The organism is Streptomyces sp. NPDC016851 (assembly GCF_055562795.1).
In genome coordinates, this window is record NZ_JBVHEP010000015.1 from 82,561 (window position 1) to 103,749 (window position 21,189).

Consider the following 21,189-nt stretch of genomic DNA (forward strand, 5'->3'; position numbering starts at 1 on the left):
CACGATGCGCAACGCGATTCGCTCGAAGGGCCCCGACGTGGCAGACCTGTACGTGGACGGACAATGGCGGGATCCCGTGGCCGGCGGCCACCGGGACATCCGCTGCCCCGCCGACGGCTCGCTCTCCGTGACGGTGTCCGAAGGCACCCGCCCCGACGCCGAGGCGGCCATCGCCGCCGCCCGCCGGGCCTTCGGCGAAGGGCCCTGGCCGCGCACCCCCGAGCGTGAGCGCGGCGCCCTCCTCCTGCGCACCGCCGACCTCCTCGAACGCGACGCCGACGCGTTCGCCCGCGCCGAATCGCTGGACACCGGCAAACGGCTCGTGGAGAGCGAGTACGACATCGCCGACGTCGTCTCCTGCTTCCGCTACTACGGAGGACTCGGCGGCACCGACGCGGGCCGGGTGATCGACACCGGCCGCGACGACGCCGTCAGCCGCGTCGAGTACGGGCCGATCGGCGTGTGCGCACTGATCACTCCCTGGAACTACCCGCTGCTCCAGGCGAGTTGGAAGGTCGCGCCGGCTCTCCTCGCGGGCAACACGATCGTCCTCAAGCCCAGTGAGCTCACCCCCTCGACGTCCGTTCTGCTGATGAAGGCGCTGGCGGAGGCCGGGCTCCCGGCCGGTGCCGCCAACCTCGTCCTGGGGGCCGGGCCCGAGGTGGGCGCACCCCTCGCCGAGGACCCGGCCGTCGACCTGGTCTCCTTCACCGGCGGCCTGGACACCGGCAGACGCATCATGGCCACCGCCGCCGCGACCGTGAAGAAGGTCGCGCTGGAACTCGGCGGCAAGAATCCCAATGTCGTCTTCGCCGACGCCGACTTCGAGACGGCCGTGGACTTCGCGCTCACGGCCGTCTTCCTGCATTCGGGCCAGGTCTGCTCGGCCGGCGCCCGGCTGATCGTCGAGGACTCGCTGCACGACCGGTTCGTCGACGAGGTGGTCCGCCGCGCCCGGCTGATCCGGCTCGGCGGCCCCTTCGACCCGCGCGCCGAGACCGGCCCGCTGATCTCCGCCCAGCACCTGGCGAAGGTCGAGGCGTACGTCGCGGCCGGACTCGCCGAGGGCGCCGTCCTGCGCTGCGGTGGCGCACGCCCCGACGACCCGGCCCTCGCCGACGGCCACTACTACCCGCCCACCGTGCTCGACGAGTGCGGTCAGGACATGCGGGTGGTGCACGAGGAGTCCTTCGGGCCCGTGCTCACCGTGGAGCGCTTCACCGACGAGGACGACGCCGTACGCATCGCGAACGACACCGAGTACGGGCTCGCCGGCGCCGTCTGGACGCAGGACGCCGGGAAGGCCCAGCGGGTCGCCCGCCGGCTGCGCCACGGCACGGTGTGGATCAACGACTACCACCCCTATGTGCCGCAGGCGGAATGGGGCGGGTTCGGGCACAGCGGCGTAGGCCGCGAGCTGGGCCCGACCGGCCTGGACGAGTACCGGGAGCCCAAACACATCTGGCAGAACATCCAACCCAGGCCGCAGCACTGGTTCCGCGGCTGAACGCCGAAAGAGGTCGAACATGACCCCAGCAACGACCGAGGTGCCGCAGCGGCGCGGCACACCCCAGGACGCGGCAGGCACGCCGGTCATCTCCGTACGCGAGATGTGGAAGGTGTTCGGACCGAAGGCGAACCAGGTACCGGGTTCCGAGGAACTGCGCGGGCTCACCCGCCGCGAACTGATGGACCGCACCGGATGCACCGCCGCCGTGCGCGACGTGAGCTTCGACGTCGCGCCCGGCGAGGTGTTCGTCGTCATGGGCCTGTCCGGCTCCGGCAAGTCCACCCTGGCGCGCTGTCTGACCCGGCTCATAGAACCCACCGCCGGACAGATCCTCTTCGAGGGCGAGAACATCCGCGACGCGGACGCGGGCCGCCTGCGCGAACTGCGCCGGAGCAAGTTCTCCATGGTCTTCCAGCACTTCGGGCTGCTGCCGCACCGGCGCGTCGTCGACAACGTGTCGTTCGGGCTGGAGATCCGCGGCATGAGCCGGGCCCAGCGCACCAAGCGGGCCATGGAGGTCGTCGAACTCGTCGGCCTCTCCGGGTACGAGAACTCCTACCCCGACCAGCTCTCCGGCGGTATGCAGCAGCGCGTCGGTCTCGCCCGCGCCCTGGCCGGCGACCCGGACGTGCTCCTCTTCGACGAGCCGTTCTCGGCGCTCGACCCGCTGATCCGCCGTGACATGCAGAGCGAGGTCATCCGTCTGCACCACGAGGTCGGCAAGACGATGGTGTTCATCACCCACGACCTGTCCGAGGCGCTCAAGCTGGGCGACCGCATCCTCATCATGCGCGACGGAAAAACCGTCCAGTGCGGCACCGGCGACGAACTGGTCGGCGCCCCCGCCGACGACTACGTACGCGACTTCGTCAGGGACGTGCCCCGCGGGGACGTCCTGACCCTGCGGTGGATCATGCGCCCGGCGGAGCCCGACGACCCCCTGGACGGCCCCGAGCTCGGCCCGGACGTCGTGGTGAAGGAGGCCACGCGCGCGGTGCTCGCCGCCGAGAAGCCGGTCAAGGTCGTCGAGGACGGCAAGCTGCTCGGCATCGTCGGCGACGAGGAGATCCTCGCGGTGGTCGCCGGGCAGGAAGGCGACGCCTGATGACCGTCGCGATGGAGAAACCGGAGAAGACCGGGACCGTGGAGCCACCCGCTCCGGCCCGGACCGTGCGCACGGTCAACCGCGCCGTGGTGGTGGCCGCGATCCTGCTCCTCTGGCTGGTGCTCTTCGCCGTGCTGCGCGGCAAGCAGACCCTGTCCCTCGCGGCGGCCGACCTGACCGATCTGCACCGCTGGTTCAACGACGTCAACGACTCGATCGGCGCCAACCGCAACTCCAACCCCCTCTTCCTCTACTTCTTCAACGAGATCCGCCTGGTCATCGACACCCTGGTGACCTTCGTCCAGGAGCTGATCTCGCAGCCGTCCGCTGACCGCCCGGTTCCGCAGATCGGCTGGCTCGGCGTCGTCGGCATCGCCGGCTATGTCTCCTGGGCGGTGGGCAACTGGCGGGTGGCGCTGCTGGCCGTGGCCGGCTTCACCTTCCTCGGCCTGCAAGGGCTCTGGCAGGAGAGCATGGACACGCTGGCGCTGACCCTCTCCGCGGTCTTCGTGGCGCTGCTGTTCGCCATTCCCCTGGGCGTGTGGGCCGGGCTGTCGGAACGGTTCCACCGGATCGTCACGCCGTTCCTGGACTTCATGCAGACGATGCCGACCTTCGTCTATCTGGCGCCGCTGACCCTGTTCTTCCTGATCGGTCCCGCCTCGGCCACGATCGCCACCGCCATCTACGCGGCGCCACCGGCGATCCGCATCACCGCGCACGCCATCCGCTCCGTACCGCAGACCACGGTCGAGGCGGCGGACTCGATGGGCGCGACGCGGCGGCAGGCGCTGCTCAAGGTCCTGCTGCCGATGTCCAAGCGGACCGTGGTGATGGGCGTCAACCAGACCATCATGGCCGCCCTGGCCATGGTGACCATCGCGGCCCTGATCGACGCGCCCGGCCTCGGCAAGACCGTCGTCCAGGCCCTGCAGTCGCTGGACGTCGGCACGGCCTTCAACGCCGGTCTGGCCATCGTCGTCATGGCCATCGTGCTGGACCGGGTCACCACCGCGGCGAGCGCACGGGCGGAGACGGCCCGTGGCTCGGACAGTCCCTTCCTCAAGTGGCGGCGGCAGCTGCTCGCGGCGGGCGCGGTGGCGGCGCTGGTGCTGGCGTACCTGTCGCACACGTATGTGTGGGCGGCCGAGTTCCCCGGCGACGGCGGCATCGGCAGCAGCATCGCCAAGACGGCGGCCGATGTGACCACCTGGGCGCAGGACAACCTGTCGGGCCTGACCAACGCCTTCCGCGACGCCCTCACCAACGGCCTGCTCAATCCGTTCCAGACCGTGCTCACCGACTCCCCGTGGTGGCTCGTGGGCGCCGCCCTCGTCGCCATCGGCACGGTGCTCGGCGGGTGGCGCGCCGGGGTCACCACGGCCGTGTGCGTGGGCCTGCTCGTCGGTACCGGTGTCTGGTCGGACGGCATGACGACGCTGGCGTCCACCGCGGTGGCGACGGTGCTGGTGATGCTGCTCGGCGTCGTCCTCGGAGTGTGGATGGGACGCAGCGCGCTCGTGGACCGGCTGCTGCGGCCCACCCTGGACGCGGCCCAGGTCATGCCGCCGTTCGTCTATCTCGTGCCGTTCCTCGCGCTGTTCGGCGCGACACGGTTCACGGCCATCGTCGCCGCCGTCGTCTACGCGGCACCCGTCGCCATCAAGATCATCGCGGACGGGGTGCGGGCCGTGCCCGAGACCACCGTCGAGGCGGCGACGTCCACCGGGTGCAACACCTGGCAGATCATCACCAAGGTCCAACTGCCCATGTCCCGGGGCGCTCTGACCCTCGCGACCAACCAGGGCCTGATCTACGTGCTGTCGATGGTCGTGGTGGGCGGTCTGGTGGGCGCGGGCGCCCTCGGCTACGACGTCGTGGCCGGGTTCTCACAGGGCCAGCTGTACGGCAAGGGACTCGCGGCAGGGCTCGCCATCGTCCTGCTCGGAGTCATGTTCGACCGGATCACTCAGGCAGCGGCTCGCCGCGCCGGCGCATAAGGAGCAGCACACCATGGCACGACACTGGAGAGCCGGCGCGACCGGCCTGGCCGTCCTCGGCCTCACCCTCACGGCCTGCGGCGGCGCGAAGGTCGGTGACGACAGCGCCGGCGGCTCGGGAAGCTCGGGCAAATGCGGCACCTTCAACCTCGCGATCAACCCCTGGGTCGGTTACGAGGCGAACGCGGCGGTCCTCGCCTACGTCGCCGAGCACGACCTCGGCTGCAAGGTCGAGCAGAAGGACCTGAAGGAGGAGATCGCCTGGCAGGGCTTCGGGACGGGCGAGGTCGACGCCGTCGTCGAGAACTGGGGCCACGACGATCTGAAGAAGAAGTACATCACTCAGCAGAAGACCGCCGTCGATGCGGGCCCGACCGGCAACAAGGGCCTCATCGGCTGGTACGTGCCGCCGTGGCTGGCGAAGGCGCACCCGGACATCCTCGAGTGGAAGAACCTCAACAAGTACGCGTCGAAGTTCAAGACCTCCGAGTCGGGCGGCAAGGGCCAGCTCCTCGACGGCGATCCGTCGTTCGTCACCAACGACGAGGCGCTCGTGAAGAACCTGAAGCTGGACTACAAGGTGGTGTACGCGGGCAGCGAGACCGCGCTCATCCAGGCGTACCGCAACGCCGAGAAGAACAAGGAATGGGTGATCGGCTACTTCTACGAGCCGCAGTGGTTCATGTCCGAGGTGCCGCTCAAGAAGGTCGCCCTGCCCGAGTACAAGACGGGCTGTGACGCCGACGCCGAGAAGGTCGCCTGCGACTATCCGGTGTACGAACTCGACAAGATAGTCAGCGCCAAGTTCGCCAAGTCGGGGAGCCCGGCCTATGACCTGGTGAAGAAGTTCAACTGGTCCAACGACGACCAGAACACCGTGGCCAAGTACATCGCCGTGGACAAGATGGCGCCCGAGGCCGCGGCGAAGAAGTGGGTCGAGGCCAACCGCGACAAGGTCGACGCCTGGATCAAGTAGGGCGCACGACTGTCTGTGTGAACCCCGCCGGGAAGGCCCGGCAGGCTGTGATTCAGCCTGCCGGGCCTCGTCGTTTTCCGGTGATTCCTCCCCGCCGCTTCCGGGGTTTTTCCGGCGTCGCGGACCCCTTGACACGCCTGTCCACGGCGGGCACATTGAGTTGCGCAACCTGAACTCTGTTGCGCACACAGCAACTGCATCGCTTTCAACGTCGGAGGTGCGGCGATGGCGGGACCCCGGGTGATCATCATCGGAGCGGGCGTCGTGGGAGCAGCGCTCGCCGATGAGATCTCCGCGCGAGGCTGGACCAATGTGACCGTCGTCGACCAGGGCCCGCTGCCCGCCACCGGGGGATCGTCGTCACACGCCCCGGGCCTGGTCTTCCAGACCAACCCCTCCAAGACCATGACCGAGATGGCCCGCTACACCGTCGAGAAGTTCTGCTCGCTCGACGTCGACGGTGAGCCCTGCTTCCTCCAGGTCGGCGGCCTGGAAGTGGCGACCAGCCCGGAGCGCGTCACGGAACTCCAGCGGCGCCACGGCTGGCTCACCTCCTGGGGCATCGAGTCCCGGCTGCTGAGCACCGAGGAGTGCGTCGCACAGCACCCGCTCGTCAACCCGGACAAGGTCCTCGCCGGCCTCCACGTGCCCACGGACGGCCTCGCGAAGGCGGTCCTCGCCGTCGAGGCGCAGATCCGCCGGGCCACCGAGCGCGGCGTGCGCTTCCTCGCCCGCCATGAAGTCCTCGACGTCCCAAGGGCCGACGGCGAGGTGACAGGCGTCCTCACCGACCAGGGCGAGATCCCGGCCGACATCGTCGTGTGCTGCGCCGGCATCTGGGGCCCGAAGATCGCCCGCATGGCCGGCATGAACCTCCCGCTCACGCCGCTCGCCCACCAGCTCGCCTGGACGGGACCGGTACCGGCCCTGGCTGGCCAGACGCAGGAGGCGGTCCGCCCGATCCTGCGCCACCAGGACGCCGACCTCTACTACCGCGACCGCTTCGACACCCTGGGCATCGGCTACTACGGCCACCGCCCGATGCCGGTCTCCGCCGACGACATCCTCTCCGTGGACGAGTCCGAGGACATGCCGTCCGTCCTGAAGTTCACCGAGGAGGACTTCGAGGAGGCCTGGAGCGAGACCCGGTCCCTGCTTCCCGCGACGAAGGACGCCAAGGTCGAAGAGGGCATCAACGGCCTGTTCTCCTTCACCACCGACGGCCTGCCGCTGCTCGGCGAATCCCCGGACGTCAAGGGCTTCTGGGTCGCCGAGGCCGTCTGGGTCACCCACTCCGCGGGCGTCGGACGGGCCATGGCCGAGTGGCTGGTCGACGGCCACTGCTCCTCGTTCGACCTGCACGAGTGCGACGTCAACCGCTTCGAGCCGCACCAGCTCTCGCCGGAGTACGTGCTGGCCCGCGACTGCCAGAACTTCGTCGAGGTCTACGACATCCTCCACCCCCTCCAGCCGTCGGGAGACCCGCGCCCGATCCGCACGAGCCCGTTCCACACCCGCCAGCAGGAGCTCGGGGCCTTCTTCCTGGAGGCCAACGGCTGGGAGCGCCCGCAGTGGTACGAGGCCAACGCGGGCCTGACCGAAGGCCGTTCCATCCCGACCCCGAACGACTGGGCCGCGCGCTACTGGTCGCCCATCGTCGGCGCCGAGGCCCAGGTCACCCGCGAGACCGTCGCGATGTACGACATGACGGCCCTCAAGCGTCTGGAGGTGAGCGGCCCCGGTGCCGCCGCCTTCCTGGAGCGGCTGTGCACCGGCAAGGTCGCCAAGTCCGTCGGCTCGGTGACGTACACGTTGCTGCTCGACCACGACGGCGGCATCCGCAGCGACATCACCGTCGCCCGGCTGGCCCCCGACCGCTTCCAGGTCGGTGCCAACGGCAACCTGGACCTCGACTGGTTCACGCGTCACCTCCCCGCCGACGGCACGGTCCAGGTCCGCGACATCACACCCGGCACGTGCTGCATCGGCCTGTGGGGGCCACGCGCCCGTGACGTCCTCCAGCCGCTCACCGACGCCGACTTCTCGGCGACCGGCCTGAAGTACTTCCGCGCCCGGAGCGCCCACATCGGCTCCGTCCCGGTGACGGCCATGCGCCTGTCGTACGTCGGCGAACTCGGCTGGGAGCTGTACACCACAGCGGACTTCGGCCAGAAGCTCTGGGACACCCTCCGGCAGGCGGCCGAACCGCTCGGCGGCATCGTGGCCGGCCGCGGCGCCTTCAACAGCCTGCGCCTGGAGAAGGGCTACCGCTCCTTCGGCACCGACATGACCTACGAGCACGACCCCTACGAGGCCGGGGTCGGGTTCGCCGTCAAGCTCGACAAGGACGACTTCATCGGCAAGGCGGCGCTGGAGCGGCGGAGGGCCGACGTACGGCGGAAGCTCACGTGTCTCACGATCGAGGACCCGGGGGCCGTCCTGATGGGCAAGGAGCCGGTGTTCGACGGTGACTGTGCGGTCGGGTACGTCACGAGTGCGGCGTACGGCTACACGATCGGCAAGGGCATTGCCTATGCGTGGTTGCCGGTGGAGCTTGCGGCTCCGGGGACCGTGGTGCACATCGGGTACTTCGACCAGAGCGTCGAGGCGGTCGTCGCCGAAGAGCCGCTGTTCGATCCGGCCATGTCCCGTCTTCGTGGGTGAGTTTTCGGGTGCGGCTTTCGTCGTGGCTGGTCGCGCAGTTCCCCGCGCCCCTGGGGGGCGTCAGCCACAGCCTCGTTGGAAGGAACTCCAGGTGACCGCACAACTGCTCGACGGCAAGGCGACCGCCGCTGCCGTCCGGCTCGAACTCGCCGAGCGCGTGGCCAAGTTGACCGCGACCACGGGGCGGACGCCGGGGCTCGGTACCGTGCTGGTCGGTGACGATCCCGGGAGTCGCGCCTACGTCGGAGGCAAGCACCGGGACTGCGCGCAGGTGGGCATCGCCTCCCTCCGGCGGGAGCTGCCCGCCGACGCCTCGCAGCAGCAGGTCGAGGAGACGATCGACGAGCTCAACGCCGACCTCGCCTGCACCGGCTACATCGTCCAGCTCCCGTTGCCGCGCCACCTCGACGCGGGCGCCGTACTGGAGCGCATGGACCCGGCCAAGGACGCCGACGGACTGCACCCCGTCAACCTCGGCCGGCTCGTCCTCGGCGTCGAGGCCCCGCTGCCGTGCACCCCGCGCGGCATCGTCGAACTGCTCCGCCGCCACGACGTGCCGCTCGCGGGAGCGCGGGTGTGCGTGATCGGCCGGGGCATCACCGTCGGACGGCCCATCGGACTGCTGCTCACCCGCAGGTCCGAGAACGCCACCGTGACCCTGTGCCACACCGGGACCAAGGGCCTGGCCTGGCACGTCCGCGAGGCGGACGTCGTCGTCGCGGCCGCCGGCTCGCCAGGACTGATCACCAAGGACATGCTGCGCCCCGGCGCGGCCGTCCTGGACGTCGGCATCACCCGCACCGACCAGGGCCTGGTGGGTGACATCCACCCGGACGCCGCCCGGGTCGCCGGATGGCTGGCGCCGATGCCCGGGGGCGTGGGCCCCATGACCCGGGCCATGCTGCTCGCCAATGTCGTCGAGGCCGCCGAGAGGAACGCGAACCCCGTATGAACGCGCTGAACACCCCCCTGGCGGAGCTGGACCCCGAGGTCCACGCCGCGCTCCGCGCCGAACTGCACCGCCAGCAGTCCACCCTGGAGATGATCGCCTCCGAGAACTTCGCGCCCACCGCCGTGATGGAGGCACAGGGCTCGGTCGCGACCAACAAGTACGCGGAGGGCTACCCGGGCCGCCGCTACTACGGCGGCTGCGAACACGTCGACGTCACCGAGCGGCTGGCCATCGAGCGCGTCAAGTCCCTCTTCGGCGCGGGCTTCGCCAACGTGCAGCCGCACTCGGGCGCCCAGGCCAACACCGCCGTCTTCTTCGCCCTCCTCCAGCCCGGCGACACCGTCCTCGGCCTCGACCTCGCGCACGGCGGGCACCTCACGCACGGCATGCGCATCAACTACAGCGGCAAGATGCTGAACGTCGTGCCGTACCACGTGTCCGAGGGGGACAACCTCGTCGACATGGACGAGGTCGAGCACCTCGCCAAGGAACACCGCCCCAAGATGATCATCGCGGGCTGGTCGGCGTACCCGAGGCAGCTGGACTTCGCGGCCTTCCGCAGGATCGCCGACGAAGTGGGCGCCCTGCTCATGGTCGACATGGCGCACTTCGCGGGACTGGTCGCGGCGGGACTGCACCCCAACCCCGTACCGCACGCCCACGTCACGACCACCACGACCCACAAGACCCTCGGCGGCCCGCGCGGCGGCGTCATCCTCACCAACGAGGCCGACCTCGCCAAGAAGATCAACTCGGCGGTCTTCCCCGGGATGCAGGGCGGCCCCCTGGAGCACGTCATCGCCGCGAAGGCGGTGTCGTTCAAGGTCGCCGCGTCACCGGAGTTCGCCGAACGCCAGGCCCGCACCCTCGCCGGCTCCCGCATCCTCGCCGAGCGCCTCACCCGGGCGGACGCGGCGGCTGCCGGGGTACGGGTCCTGACCGGAGGAACGGACGTCCACCTCGTCCTGGTCGACCTGCGCGACTCGGAACTCGACGGCCGGCAGGCCGAGGACCTGCTCCACGAGATCGGCATCACCGTCAACCGCAACGCCGTGCCCTTCGACCCGCGCCCGCCCATGGTCACCTCGGGCCTGCGCATCGGCACCCCGGCCCTGGCCACCCGCGGCTTCACCGAGGCGGACTTCGCCGAGGTCGCGGACGTGATCGCCCTCGCCCTCCAGCCGGAGCCGGACGTCGCCGCCCTGCGCGCCCGCACGGAGGCCCTGGCCGCAAAGCACCCGCTCTACCCGCACCTGTCCGAGGACGGAGACGCCCGATGAGCCCCCGCACCCCCGGCGCCGAGCTCCCCGAACACCCCGACTGGCTGTGGCGCAACCCCGAGCCGAAGCGCTCGTACGACATCGTCATCGTGGGCGGCGGCGGCCACGGCCTGGCCACCGCCCACTACCTGGCGAAGAACCACGGCATCACCAACGTCGCCGTGCTGGAGAAGGGCTGGCTGGCGGGCGGCAACATGGCCCGCAACACCACGATCATCCGCTCCAACTACCTCTGGGATGAGAGCGCCGGCATCTACGAACACGCGCTCAAGCTGTGGGAGGGCCTGGCCGAGGAGCTCGACTACCCGATCCTCTTCTCCCAGCGTGGCGTGCTGAACCTCGCCCACAGCCTCCAGGACGTCCGCGACAGCGTGCGCCGCGTCGAGGCCAACCGCCTCAACGGCGTGGACGCCGAGTGGCTCGACGCGGACGGCGTCAAGGACGTCTGCCCGATCGTCAACATCTCCTCGGACGTGCGCTATCCGGTCCTGGGCGCGACCTACCAGCCGCGCGCGGGCATCGCCAAGCACGACCACGTGGCGTGGGGCCTCGCCCGCTCCGCCGACGCCGCCGGGATCGACATCATCCAGAACTGCGAGGTGACCGGCCTCGACGTCGTCGGCAACCGGGTGGTGGGAGTCCGGACCACCCGCGGCCCGATCGCGGCGGGCAAGGTCGCGCTCTGCTCCGCGGGCCACACGTCGGTCCTGGCGGCCATGGCGGGCATCGAACTCCCCGTCCAGAGCCACCCCTTGCAGGCCCTGGTGTCGGAGCTGCTGGAACCCGTCCACCCGACGGTCGTCATGTCCAACGCCGTCCACGTGTACGTCAGCCAGGCCCACAAGGGCGAGCTGGTCATGGGCGCGGGCATCGACGCGTACAACTCCTACACGCAGCGCGGCGCCTTCCACATCATCGAAGAGCAGATGTCGGCGGCCCTGGAGCTCTTCCCGGTCTTCGCCCGGGCCCACGTCCTGCGCACCTGGGGCGGCATCGTCGACGTCAGCCCCGACGCCTCACCGATCATCGGCCTCAGCCCGGTCGACAACCTCTACCTCAACTGCGGCTGGGGGACCGGCGGTTTCAAGGCCACCCCCGGGGTCGGCTGGGTCTACGCCCACACCATCGCCCACGACACACCGCACCCGCTGAACGCCCCCTTCTCGCTCGACCGTTTCACCACCGGCGCGCTCGTCGACGAGCACGGCGCGGCCGCGGTGGCCCACTAGGACCACTGGAAGTTTTGGGAGCCGATCCATGCTGCTGATCCCCTGCCCGTGGTGCGGGCCCCGCGACGAGGCCGAGTTCCACTACGGCGGCCAGGCGCACGTGCCGTACCCGCAGGACCCGTCCTCCCTCACCGACGAGGAATGGGCCCGCTACCTCTTCTTCCGCGACAACCCCCGGGGCCCCTTCGCCGAACGCTGGACCCACGCGGCGGGCTGCCGCCGCTGCTTCAACGCCGTGCGGGACACATCGACGAACGAGATCCTGACGGTGTACCGGGCGGGGGAGGAGCGCCCGGGAACGGTTGAACCGCGTGGGGGCACTCTCGACACGCGTCCGGCCACCTTCCAGCCGACTCCGGCACCACCAGCCCGTCCGGCGTTTGAGGACGAGGCCGTTCAGGCCGAAGCGGGGTCCGGGGCGGCAGCCCCGGTGGGGGCGCGGGGGGCGCAGCCCCCGCGGGGGTCTGGGGGCGCAGCCCCCAGCGGGGTCGAAGGGGCGGAGCCCCTGGAGGATGGGACGGGTAGGGGCGGCGGGGGCGAGGAAACCCAGCCGTTCCGCCACCCCACCCACGGCCGGATCCACCGCGACACCCCGATCACCTTCACCTTCGACGGCACCACATACCAGGGCTACAAGGGCGACACCCTCGCCTCCGCCCTCCTCGCCAACGGCGTAATCCAGACCGGCACCAGCATCAAACTGGGCCGCCCCCGCGGCATCTTCTCGGCCGGCGCCGAGGAACCCAACGCGGTCGTCCAGATCGAGGCCCCGTTCCCCGAGCCCATGCTCCCCGCCACCACCATCGAGCTCTACGACGGCCTCGCCGCGACCGGCCTCCCCGGCCAGGGCCGCCTCGCCACCACCCCCGACCCGGCCCGCTACGACGCCGTACACGCCCACTGCGACCTCCTGGTCGTCGGCGCGGGCCCGGCCGGCCTCGCCGCAGCGGCAGCCGCCGCCCGCTCAGGCGCCCGCGTCATCCTCGCCGACGACCAGCCCGAACCCGGCGGCAGCCTCCTCGGCACCGGCGAACTCCTCGACTGGGTGGACGACACGACCGCCCGACTCGACGCGGCCCCCGACGTACGCGTCCTGCGCCGCACCACCGTCTTCGGCTACTACGACGACAACCACCTCCTCGCCGTGGAGCGCCGCACCAACCACCTCGGCGCCCAGGCCCCGGAGCACGTCTCCCGCGAACGCGTCTGGCGCATCCGCGCCCGCCGGGTCGTCCTCGCCACCGGCGCGCACGAACGCTCGCTGGCCTTCGCGGACAACGACCGCCCCGGCGTGATGCTGGCCGCCTCGGCCCGCGCCTACGTCAACCGCCACGGCGTCCTGCCCGGCCGTCACGCGGTCGTCTTCACCACCAACGACAGCGCCTACGCGGCAGCACTGGACCTCGCCGCGGCGGGCGTGGCCGTCGAGGCCGTGGTCGACACCCGCCCGGAGCCGGGGGCGTGGGCCGAGCGCGCCCGCGAGGCCGGCATCGAGGTGCTGACGGGCCACGGGGTCACCGTCACGGAAGGCGCCCCCCGGCTCACTGCCGTTACCGTTGCCCCGTACGGAGAGAGCACAGGCCTACGGGAGTTCCCCACCGACCTGCTCCTGGTCTCCGGCGGCTGGAACCCGGTCGCGCACCTGTTCAGCCAGGCGGGAGGCAAGCTCCGCCACGACGAGGAACTCGGTACCTTCGTCCCCGACACCTGCCGTCAGGCCGTCGAGGTCGCGGGCGGCGCGAGCGGCGTCTTCGACCTGGCCCGGGTCCTCGCGCAGGGAGCGGACGCCGGTGCCCGCGCGCTCGAGTCCGAGGGCTACACCTGCGAGGCCCCGCGCCTGCCCCAGGTGGCCATCCCACCGCAGACACCGCCCATGCGGGTCTTCACCGTCCCGGGCCGCGCAGGCACCCCGCGCTTCGTCGACCTGCAACGCGACGTCACCGTCGACGACCTGGCCCGGGCGACCGGTGCCGGCCTGCGCTCCGTGGAGCACACCAAGCGCTACACCACGGCCGGCACGGCGAACGACCAGGGCAAGACCTCCGGCGTCCTGGCCAGCGGCGTCGTCGCCGAACTGCTCGGCGTGGACATCTCCGCGCTCGGCACCACGACCTTCCGGCCGCCGTACACCCCCGTCTCCTTCGCCGCCCTCGCCGGCCGCGACCGTGGTGCCCTGCTCGACCCGATCCGCACCACCGCCCTGCACGAATGGCACGTCGCACACGGCGCCCTGTTCGAGAACGTCGGCCAGTGGAAGCGGCCCTGGTACTACCCGCAGGACGGCGAGGACCTGGAGACGGCCGTACTGCGCGAGTGCGCCGCCGCCCGCGAGGGCGTCGCCTTCATGGACGCCTCCACCCTCGGCAAGATCGACGTGCAGGGCCCGGACGCCGGCGTCTTCCTCGACCTGCTCTACACCAACATGATGAGCACCCTGAAGGTCGGCATGATCCGCTACGGCGTGATGTGCCGCCCGGACGGGATGGTCTTCGACGACGGCACGGTGATCCGCCTCGACCAGGACCGCTACCTGGTCACCACCACGACGGGCAACGCCGCCGCCGTGCTGGACTGGATGGAGGAGTGGCTCCAGACGGAGTGGCCCGAACTGCGCGTCCACTGCACATCGGTGACCGAGCAGTGGGCCACCGTCGCCCTGGTCGGCCCGCGCTCCCGCGAGGTCCTGGGCTCGCTCGCGCCCCGACTCGCCGTCGCAGCCGAGGACTTCCCGTTCATGGCGTGGCGCGAGACGACCGTCGCCGGCATCGACGCGCGCGTGTGCCGGATCAGCTTCTCCGGCGAACTCGCCTATGAGATCAACGTGTCACCGTGGGAGGCCCTGGCCCTGTGGGAGGCGCTGTACGAAGCCGGCGCGCCGTACGGCATCACCCCGTACGGCACGGAGACCATGCACGTCCTGCGCGCGGAGAAGGGCTATCCGATCGTCGGCCAGGACACCGACGGCACGGTGACGCCGCAGGACCTCGGCATGAGCTGGGTGGTGTCGAAGAAGAAGCGGGACTTCATCGGCAAGCGGTCCCACGCCCGCGCCGACACCGCCCGCCCCGACCGCAAGCACCTGGTCGGGCTGCTTCCGGAGGACCCGGGCACGTTCCTCCCCGAAGGCACGCACCTGGTCGCCGGCAGTGTGCTGCCCGCCCCGCCCGTCCCGATGCTCGGTCACGTCACCTCCAGCTACCGCAGCGCGGCCCTCGGCCGGACCTTCGCCCTGGCGCTCGTCAAGGGCGGCCGGGACCGCATCGGTGAGCGCCTCTACGCCCCCGTGGGCGACCGGCTGGTCCCGGTGACCGTCGCGAGCCCCGTCCTCTACGACCCCGAGGGAGCCCGCCGCGATGGCTGACACCGCCGTTACCACCCCGCTCCGCAGCCCCCTGTCGCATGCCGCCGGCCGGCTGGCCGCCGCGACCCGCGCCTCCGGGGGCGCGATCCGGCTGGCGGAACTGCCCTTCCTGACCCAGCTCAATGTGCGTCTCGACCCCAAGGGAGCGGCGGCGGACGCCGTGGGGCTCGCGCTGGGGCTCCAACTCCCCGTCGAACCCGGCACCGTGGTCCGCGCCGGGGAACTGACCGCGCTGTGGCTCGGCCCCGACGAATGGCTCGTGGTGGGACCGCCGGGCGGTGGGCAGGACCTGGAGAGCCGGATCCGTGAGGCCGCGGGCGACGAGCCCGTGTCCGTCATCGATGTCTCGGCTCAGCGCACCACGCTCCTCGTCGCAGGCCCCCGGGCCCGCGACCTGCTGGCCCACGGCTGCTCCCTCGATCTCCACCCGCGGGTCTTCGGCCCGGGGCGATGCGCCCAGACGAACCTGGCCCGCGCCCAGGTCGTCCTGGTCGCACGAGACGAGCCCAGGGCCGGGTTCTGGGTGCTGGTCCGTTCGTCCTTCGCCGGTTACCTGACGGACTGGCTGCTGGACGCGGCCGTGGAGTGGACGGGCTGACGCGGGCAGCGTGAAGCGGGGGGGGGGGGGGGGGGGGGGGGGGGGGGCCGCGGGCGCGGGGGGGGGGGGGGTGGGGGGGGGGGGGGGGGGGGGGGGGGGGCGGGCGGGGCCGGCGGGGGGGGGGGGGGGGGCGCGCGGGGGGGGGCCCCCCCCCCCCCCCCCCCCCCCCCCCCCCCGCCGCGTGTCGTGAGGGGCTGGTTCCGTGCTTGTCGTGAACCTCAGTCCGCTTGGGCGAGACGGTGGCCGAGCTCGTCCGCTCCCGCGATGAGCAGGGGCGCGAGTTCGTGCATCCGCTCCAGGGTGAGCCGGAAGGCCGGTCCCGACGCGCTGAGGGCGGCGACGACCTCGCCGCCGTCCGAACGCACGGGGACGGACAGGGCGTTGAGGCCCTCCTCGTATTCCTCCAGCGTGATGGCATAGCCGTGCTCACGGGCTTCGGACAGGTCCGCCTCCAGTTTCTTCCTGGAGGTCACCGTGCGCGGCGTCAGACGGGGGAGGCCGGACTCGGCGAGGAGCGCGTCGCGTTCCTCGCGGGTGAGGTGGGCCAGGAGGATCTTGCCGCTCGACGTGCAGTGCAGCGGCGTCAGCCGTCCCACCCAGTTCTGCGCGGCGATGGCCGACGAGCCGCGCACCTGGTAGAGGTTGATCGCGTGGTGGGCCTCGAGCACGGCGATGTTCATCGTCTCGCCGACGTCGTCGACGAGACGCTCACAGATCCCGCGCCCGTGCCTGGTGACGGCGATACGGCCCGTCACGGCGCCGGCCAGGCGCACGACGCCGAAGCCGAGACGGTACTTTCCCCGGTCGCTCTCCTGCTCCACCATCCCATGCGCTTCCAGCGCGCCCAGCAGACGGAAAGCGGTGGACTTGTGGACGTCGATCGCCGCGGCCACCTCGCTCACGCCCGCCTCTCCGTGCTGGGCGAGGATCTCCAACACGGCGACGGCACGGTCAACGGATTGCACTCCGCCACTGGGAGCGCCTGAGGTCTCAGCGCCGTGGTTGCTCATGGCGAAACCCTAGGTGAATTGGGCAACAGGCGTGAGGGGGTGGGAATGATTTTCCTCAGGGGATTCCTCAGGAGACTCCTCAACGGAAGACGACCGTACGGTTCCCGTTGACCATGACGCGGCTCTGAGTGTGCCATTCCACCGCCCGCGCCAGGACCTGCGCCTCGACGTCGCGCCCCAGGGCCACCATGCTGTCGGGCCCCTGCGAGTGGTTCACGCGGATGACGTCCTGCTCGATGATGGGGCCCTCGTCGAGGTCCGGCGTGACGTAGTGGGCCGTCGCCCCGACGAGCTTGACGCCGCGCTCGTACGCCTGGACATAGGGGCGGGCGCCCTTGAAGCTCGGCAGGAACGAGTGGTGGATGTTGATCGCCCGGCCCTCCAGCTGCTTGCACAGGTCGTTCGACAGGATCTGCATGTAGCGGGCGAGGACCACCAGGTCGATGTCCAGTTCGTCGACGAGCTCCAGCAGCCGCGCCTCCGCCTCCGGCTTCGTCTCCCGGGTGACGGGCACGTGGTGGAAGGGGATCCCGTAGCTCTCGGCGAGCGGCTCGAAGTCGCGGTGGTTGGAGACGATCGCCGGCACCTCGATGTTCAGCGCGCCGGCGCGCCAGCGGAAGAGCAGGTCGTTCAGGCAGTGCCCGAACTTCGACACCATGATCAGCGTGCGCGTCGGCGTCGACGCCTCGTACAGCTGCCAGGAGATGCGGTACGCCTCCGCGACCTGCGCGAAACCGGACTTCAGGTCCTCCAGCGAGGTGCCGGGCTCCGATACGTCGAAGTGCACCCGCATGAAGAAGCGGTCCTGCAGCCGGTCGTCGAACTGCTGGCTCTCCTGGATGTTCCCGGAGTGCCGGACCAGGAAGCCGGTGACGGCGTGGACGAGGCCCGAGCGGTCGGGGCACGACAAGGTGAGGACGAACTCGCGGCCGGTGGTGGGTCGAGGAGACACGGAGCCCTCCCAGAGGGAAGTGCGTATTACGCAACGAGCTGACTGATACGCAACATGGTCCTGGCTGCGACGGTCCGCGGTCAAGGGCTTGACACCGCTTCGGCCGGACTGCACCGTGAGTTGCGTAGCAAGAAGCATGTTGCACATGAGGCAACCACTCGCCCGCCCGAGGCGCTTCACTCCGAGGTGAACCATGACGACGACCGGCCTGCCGGAGAGCCTGATCGCGACCCTCCCCGGTGACCACTACACGGACCCGGAGATCTTCCGCCTGGAGCAGGAGCACATCTTTGAGTCCATGTGGTTCTGCGCGGCACGCGCGTCGGAACTGTCGAAGCCGGGTGCCTTCCGGACCGTGGACGTCGGGCGGGAGAGCATCCTGCTGACCCGGTCGCGGGACGGCTCCGTCCGGGCCTTCTTCAATGTGTGCCGGCACCGGGGCGCGAAGCTGTGCACGCAGGAGTCCGGCGAGGTGAAGCGGGCTTTCCAGTGCCCGTACCACGCCTGGACGTACGGCCTCGACGGCAAGCTGGTCGCGGCCCCCAACCTGACCAGGATGCCGGACGTCGGCCGCGCCGAGTACGGCCTGGCGAGCGTGGCGGTACGCGAGTGGCTCGGCTATGTGTGGGTGTGCCTGGCCGAGAACCCGCCTTCGTTCGAGCAGTCGGTGATCGCGGACGTGGTGGCCCGCCTGGGCGACGTGGAGTTCATCGAGCGGTACGACGTCGAGAGCCTGGAGGTGGGCCGGCGCATCGTCTACGACGTCAAGGCCAACTGGAAGCTCATCATCGAGAACTTCATGGAGTGCTACCACTGTGCGACGATCCACCCCGAGCTGACGGAGGTCCTCCCGGAGTTCGCCGACGGCTACGCGGCGCAGTTCTACGTGGGGCACGGCGCCGAGTTCGGCTCGGACGTCCAGGGCTTCACCGTGGACGGCTCGCAGGGCCTGGACCGCATCCCCACGGTCTCCGAGGAACAGGACCGTCGGTACTACGCGATCACGGTGCGCCCGCAGGTGTTCATCAACCTGGTCCCCGACCACGTGATCTTCCACCGGATGTTCCCGGTGTCGGTCGACCGCACGATCGTGGAGTGCGACTGGCTGTACCTGAAGGGCGTGGTGGCCGGCGGCCGGGACGTGAGCCGGTCGGTCGAGCTGTTCGACCGCGTCAACCGGCAGGACTTCGACGCCTGTGAGCGCTGCCAGCCCGCGATGAGTTCCCGGCTCTACGCCAAGGGCGGCGTCCTGGTCCCCAGTGAGCACCACATCGGCGAGTTCCACGACTGGGTCCAGGACCGCCTCGGCACCCGCACGAACCTCGCGACCGGCTGACAGCGGCCTTCGTCTCGCCCGAACTCGTGTGACAGTTCTGCTTCCGGTCAGGCCACTGAATGACGCATGTGGTGCCGGCCCGATCGTTACAGTGGGGACCGCCCTACTCGACGTGTCGGAGCGGACCTTGGCGAACCTGTCCCACCTCGAGGAGATCTTCTCCGGCGACGGCACCGGGCCGGTGCGGCTGCCGCGCTGGCAGGGCGGCGGGTCACCGGCGAGCTTGGCGGTGACCTTGATCGCCGACTACACGTTCCCGGGCCGGACATGGCTGCCGGCGGCGGCGATCGTGGCCCTGCTGGGGGAGTTCGACGTGGCCGCGGGCGCCGCCCGTACGACGATCAGCAGGCTGGCGCGTCGAGGGGTGCTGGAGGGCAGCCGGCAGGGACGGTACAGCTCGTACCGGCTGACACGGGAGGCCGCCGTCGACCTGTGGAGTGGCGGTGGCTCCATCGCCACGTTCACCACGCAACCGGACTCCTGGGACGGGTGGTGGACGCTGGTCGCCTTCTCCGTGCCGGAACAGGAGAGCACCCGACGGCGTGCGCTGCGCGCCGCGCTGCGGTGGCGGGGCTTCGCGCCGGTGTACGACGCGGTCTGGGCGTCGCCGCACCCGCTCACTCCCAAAGGGCGTGTCGAGCTGGGCGACTTGGCGCTGGGGGCGGTCAGCGTGTTCCGCGCACGGCAGGTGGATCTCGAGACGGAGGCCAACCGCAACCCGATCGAGGCCTGGGACCTGCCCGGCATCGCCGAGCAGTACGAGATCTTCATCCGGCGGTGGAGCAGCCTGCGTCCCCGCATCAGTGCTGGTGACGTCACAGGCGCCGCGGCGGTGCGCGCCCGCACCGAAGTGATGAACACCTACCGTCACTTCCCGGTGCTGGACCCCCTGCTGCCCCTCGACCTGCTGCCGGCCGACTGGCCCCGGTCCCGGGCGCGGGAGGTGTGCGTCGCGGTGTACGACGGTCTGGCCCACCCCGCCCAGGAACACGTCCGTTCCGTGGCGGCCCGGTCCGCGGATGGTCCGCACCTCGACATCAGCGCCCACACGATCGCCGGTATGAGCGCTGGAATCGGTCACAGCCACGGCTGAACACCGGTGGTCCGACCCTGAGTTCGGACGGATTGAGTCCCGGCGATTGACAGATGAGAGCCCGACGGTGACTCTTTCTGTTATTCGACCTGGTGTGGGAGCGCTCACAGTCATGTGCCTCGGAGAGCAGCTCGCAGTCGCTCCTCGCCGCCTCGGGCTCCACATGTGCAACCCCCCACTCACACAGGAGTCATCCATGAGCATGCAACGGCGCACCTTCCTGGCCCTGAGCGCTGCCGGAGCGGCGGGCATGGGCGCGTCCCTGCTCGGTACCGGGCAGGCAGGCGCCATCGCCAGGCCGCAGAGCGCACCGACCACGCCGTTCGCGGTCGGCGTGCGCCGGTATGACTGGACTCGCGGCAGCCGCCGGTGCACCACCTACGTCTACTACCCCGCCACCGGCACCCCCGGCGGCAGCCCGGTGACGAACGCCCCGGTCGCCGGGGGTGTCTTCCCCGTCTACAACTTCACCCACGGCTACGGAAGCAGCCCGCAGAACTCTCTGTTCATCATCCGGGCCCTGGCCTCGGCGGGCTTCGTCGTCCCGGCCCCGCACTTCAACCACAACTTCAGCGACGTCAACAACGGCAACTCCTCCAAGGACGTCTCGCAGATCCTCACCAACACCCTCGCGCTCAACGCGAGCGGTCCGCTGGCCGGGCACATCAACACCGGGATCGGCGTCGGCGTCTCGGGCCACTCCCTGGGCGGCATGATCACCCATGGCCTGCTGACCTCCTGGCCCGACCGCCGGATCATCTCCGCCAACCCCCAGTCCTGCGTGGACATGGGCAACCCGTCCAGCTCGGTCTCGGCCAAGGTCCTGTTCGTGCACGGCGACCGGGACTCGACCACGCAGTACTCCTCGGCCCGCCAGGCGTACAACGAGATGACCTGGCCCAAGGCGTTCCTCACCTTCGTCGGCGGCAGCCACACCAGCTTCTGGAGCGACCAGCGCTTCCCGAGGACCGTCGTCGACTGGGCCCGCTGGACCATGTACGGCGACACCGCCGCACGGGACCGCCTCCCTGCCGACGCGGCCGGGTCCAACACGAGGTGGGAATCCGTCCTGCGCTGAGCAGCAGCCGCTCCACGCCCGGCCTGACGTCCCCGTAGGTGAGGC

General features: G+C 70.6%; 15 protein-coding genes. 13 read left to right on the plus strand and 2 right to left on the minus strand.

Annotation, left to right across the window (positions count from 1 at the left end; translation table 11 throughout):
* Nucleotides 1–37: 37 nt before the first annotated feature.
* The 10 genes from ACZ3I3_RS23835 to ACZ3I3_RS23880 all read left to right on the plus strand — a co-directional run bounded on the left by ACZ3I3_RS23835 (nt 38) and on the right by ACZ3I3_RS23880 (nt 15,675).
* Nucleotides 38–1,507, plus strand: coding sequence for an aldehyde dehydrogenase family protein (locus ACZ3I3_RS23835; RefSeq protein ID WP_467368153.1), 1,470 nt, complete (start codon nt 38–40; stop codon nt 1,505–1,507).
* Between the two features lie 19 nt (nt 1,508–1,526).
* Entirely contained in the window at nt 1,527–2,615 is a 1,089-nt protein-coding gene (locus tag ACZ3I3_RS23840) for a quaternary amine ABC transporter ATP-binding protein (RefSeq protein WP_467368155.1), read from the plus strand.
* A gap of 473 nt (nt 2,616–3,088) precedes the next feature.
* A complete protein-coding gene (locus tag ACZ3I3_RS23845; RefSeq protein ID WP_467368356.1) occupies nt 3,089–4,615 on the plus strand; it encodes an ABC transporter permease in 1,527 nt (508 codons plus the stop codon).
* A gap of 13 nt (nt 4,616–4,628) precedes the next feature.
* Nucleotides 4,629–5,591, plus strand: a complete 963-nt coding sequence (locus ACZ3I3_RS23850) for an ABC transporter substrate-binding protein (protein ID WP_467368157.1) — start codon at nt 4,629–4,631, stop codon at nt 5,589–5,591.
* A 225-nt stretch (nt 5,592–5,816) separates the two neighbouring features.
* Nucleotides 5,817–8,255, plus strand: a complete 2,439-nt coding sequence (locus ACZ3I3_RS23855; protein WP_467368159.1) for a GcvT family protein — start codon at nt 5,817–5,819, stop codon at nt 8,253–8,255.
* Between the two features lie 91 nt (nt 8,256–8,346).
* On the plus strand, nt 8,347–9,207 hold the full coding sequence (locus ACZ3I3_RS23860; protein ID WP_467368161.1) for a bifunctional methylenetetrahydrofolate dehydrogenase/methenyltetrahydrofolate cyclohydrolase: 861 nt from the start codon (nt 8,347–8,349) through the stop codon (nt 9,205–9,207).
* A complete protein-coding gene (gene glyA, locus ACZ3I3_RS23865; RefSeq protein ID WP_467368163.1) occupies nt 9,204–10,487 on the plus strand; it encodes a serine hydroxymethyltransferase in 1,284 nt (427 codons plus the stop codon). Before ACZ3I3_RS23860 ends, glyA begins: the two co-directional genes overlap by 4 nt.
* On the plus strand, nt 10,484–11,716 hold the full coding sequence (locus ACZ3I3_RS23870) for a sarcosine oxidase subunit beta family protein (RefSeq protein ID WP_467368166.1): 1,233 nt from the start codon (nt 10,484–10,486) through the stop codon (nt 11,714–11,716). Before glyA ends, ACZ3I3_RS23870 begins: the two co-directional genes overlap by 4 nt.
* 28 nt (nt 11,717–11,744) lie before the next feature.
* A complete protein-coding gene (locus ACZ3I3_RS23875; protein ID WP_467368168.1) occupies nt 11,745–15,077 on the plus strand; it encodes a sarcosine oxidase subunit delta family protein in 3,333 nt (1,110 codons plus the stop codon).
* Nucleotides 15,070–15,675 (plus strand): sarcosine oxidase subunit gamma, encoded by a 606-nt coding sequence (locus ACZ3I3_RS23880; RefSeq protein WP_467368170.1) that lies wholly within the window; start codon nt 15,070–15,072, stop codon nt 15,673–15,675. Before ACZ3I3_RS23875 ends, ACZ3I3_RS23880 begins: the two co-directional genes overlap by 8 nt.
* A gap of 218 nt (nt 15,676–15,893) precedes the next feature.
* Here the strand turns inward: ACZ3I3_RS23880 and ACZ3I3_RS23885 are convergent, their stop codons facing one another.
* A complete protein-coding gene (locus ACZ3I3_RS23885; protein WP_467368172.1) occupies nt 15,894–16,685 on the minus strand; it encodes an IclR family transcriptional regulator in 792 nt (263 codons plus the stop codon).
* 79 nt (nt 16,686–16,764) lie between these two features.
* Nucleotides 16,765–17,637 (minus strand): formyltetrahydrofolate deformylase, encoded by an 873-nt coding sequence (gene purU / locus ACZ3I3_RS23890; protein ID WP_467368174.1) that lies wholly within the window; start codon nt 17,635–17,637, stop codon nt 16,765–16,767.
* A 193-nt stretch (nt 17,638–17,830) separates the two neighbouring features.
* Between purU and ACZ3I3_RS23895 the strand changes: the two genes are divergently transcribed.
* The 3 genes from ACZ3I3_RS23895 to ACZ3I3_RS23905 all read left to right on the plus strand — a co-directional run bounded on the left by ACZ3I3_RS23895 (nt 17,831) and on the right by ACZ3I3_RS23905 (nt 21,144).
* Nucleotides 17,831–18,973: an aromatic ring-hydroxylating oxygenase subunit alpha gene (locus tag ACZ3I3_RS23895; protein WP_467368176.1), complete on the plus strand. Its 1,143-nt coding sequence runs from the start codon at nt 17,831–17,833 to the stop codon at nt 18,971–18,973.
* Nucleotides 18,974–19,100: 127 nt separating this feature from the next.
* A complete protein-coding gene (locus ACZ3I3_RS23900; protein ID WP_467368178.1) occupies nt 19,101–20,066 on the plus strand; it encodes a PaaX family transcriptional regulator in 966 nt (321 codons plus the stop codon).
* A 196-nt stretch (nt 20,067–20,262) separates the two neighbouring features.
* Entirely contained in the window at nt 20,263–21,144 is an 882-nt protein-coding gene (locus ACZ3I3_RS23905) for an alpha/beta hydrolase family protein (RefSeq protein WP_467368180.1), read from the plus strand.
* The last annotated feature ends 45 nt before the right edge of the window (nt 21,145–21,189 follow it).

What these genes read in the sequence shown, in the direction of transcription:
- ACZ3I3_RS23840 (WP_467368155.1), top strand. Translation starts at nt 1,527, where the DNA reads ATGACCCCAGCAACGACCGAGGTGCCGCAGCGGCGCGGCACACCCCAG.
- ACZ3I3_RS23845 (WP_467368356.1), top strand. Translation starts at nt 3,089, where the DNA reads ATGGACACGCTGGCGCTGACCCTCTCCGCGGTCTTCGTGGCGCTGCTG.
- ACZ3I3_RS23850 (WP_467368157.1), top strand. Translation starts at nt 4,629, where the DNA reads ATGGCACGACACTGGAGAGCCGGCGCGACCGGCCTGGCCGTCCTCGGC.
- ACZ3I3_RS23855 (WP_467368159.1), top strand. Translation starts at nt 5,817, where the DNA reads ATGGCGGGACCCCGGGTGATCATCATCGGAGCGGGCGTCGTGGGAGCA.
- glyA (WP_467368163.1), top strand. Translation starts at nt 9,204, where the DNA reads ATGAACGCGCTGAACACCCCCCTGGCGGAGCTGGACCCCGAGGTCCAC.
- ACZ3I3_RS23870 (WP_467368166.1), top strand. Translation starts at nt 10,484, where the DNA reads ATGAGCCCCCGCACCCCCGGCGCCGAGCTCCCCGAACACCCCGACTGG.
- ACZ3I3_RS23875 (WP_467368168.1), top strand. Translation starts at nt 11,745, where the DNA reads ATGCTGCTGATCCCCTGCCCGTGGTGCGGGCCCCGCGACGAGGCCGAG.
- ACZ3I3_RS23880 (WP_467368170.1), top strand. Translation starts at nt 15,070, where the DNA reads ATGGCTGACACCGCCGTTACCACCCCGCTCCGCAGCCCCCTGTCGCAT.
- ACZ3I3_RS23885 (WP_467368172.1), bottom strand. Translation starts at nt 16,685, where the DNA reads ATGAGCAACCACGGCGCTGAGACCTCAGGCGCTCCCAGTGGCGGAGTG.
- ACZ3I3_RS23895 (WP_467368176.1), top strand. Translation starts at nt 17,831, where the DNA reads ATGACGACGACCGGCCTGCCGGAGAGCCTGATCGCGACCCTCCCCGGT.
- ACZ3I3_RS23905 (WP_467368180.1), top strand. Translation starts at nt 20,263, where the DNA reads ATGAGCATGCAACGGCGCACCTTCCTGGCCCTGAGCGCTGCCGGAGCG.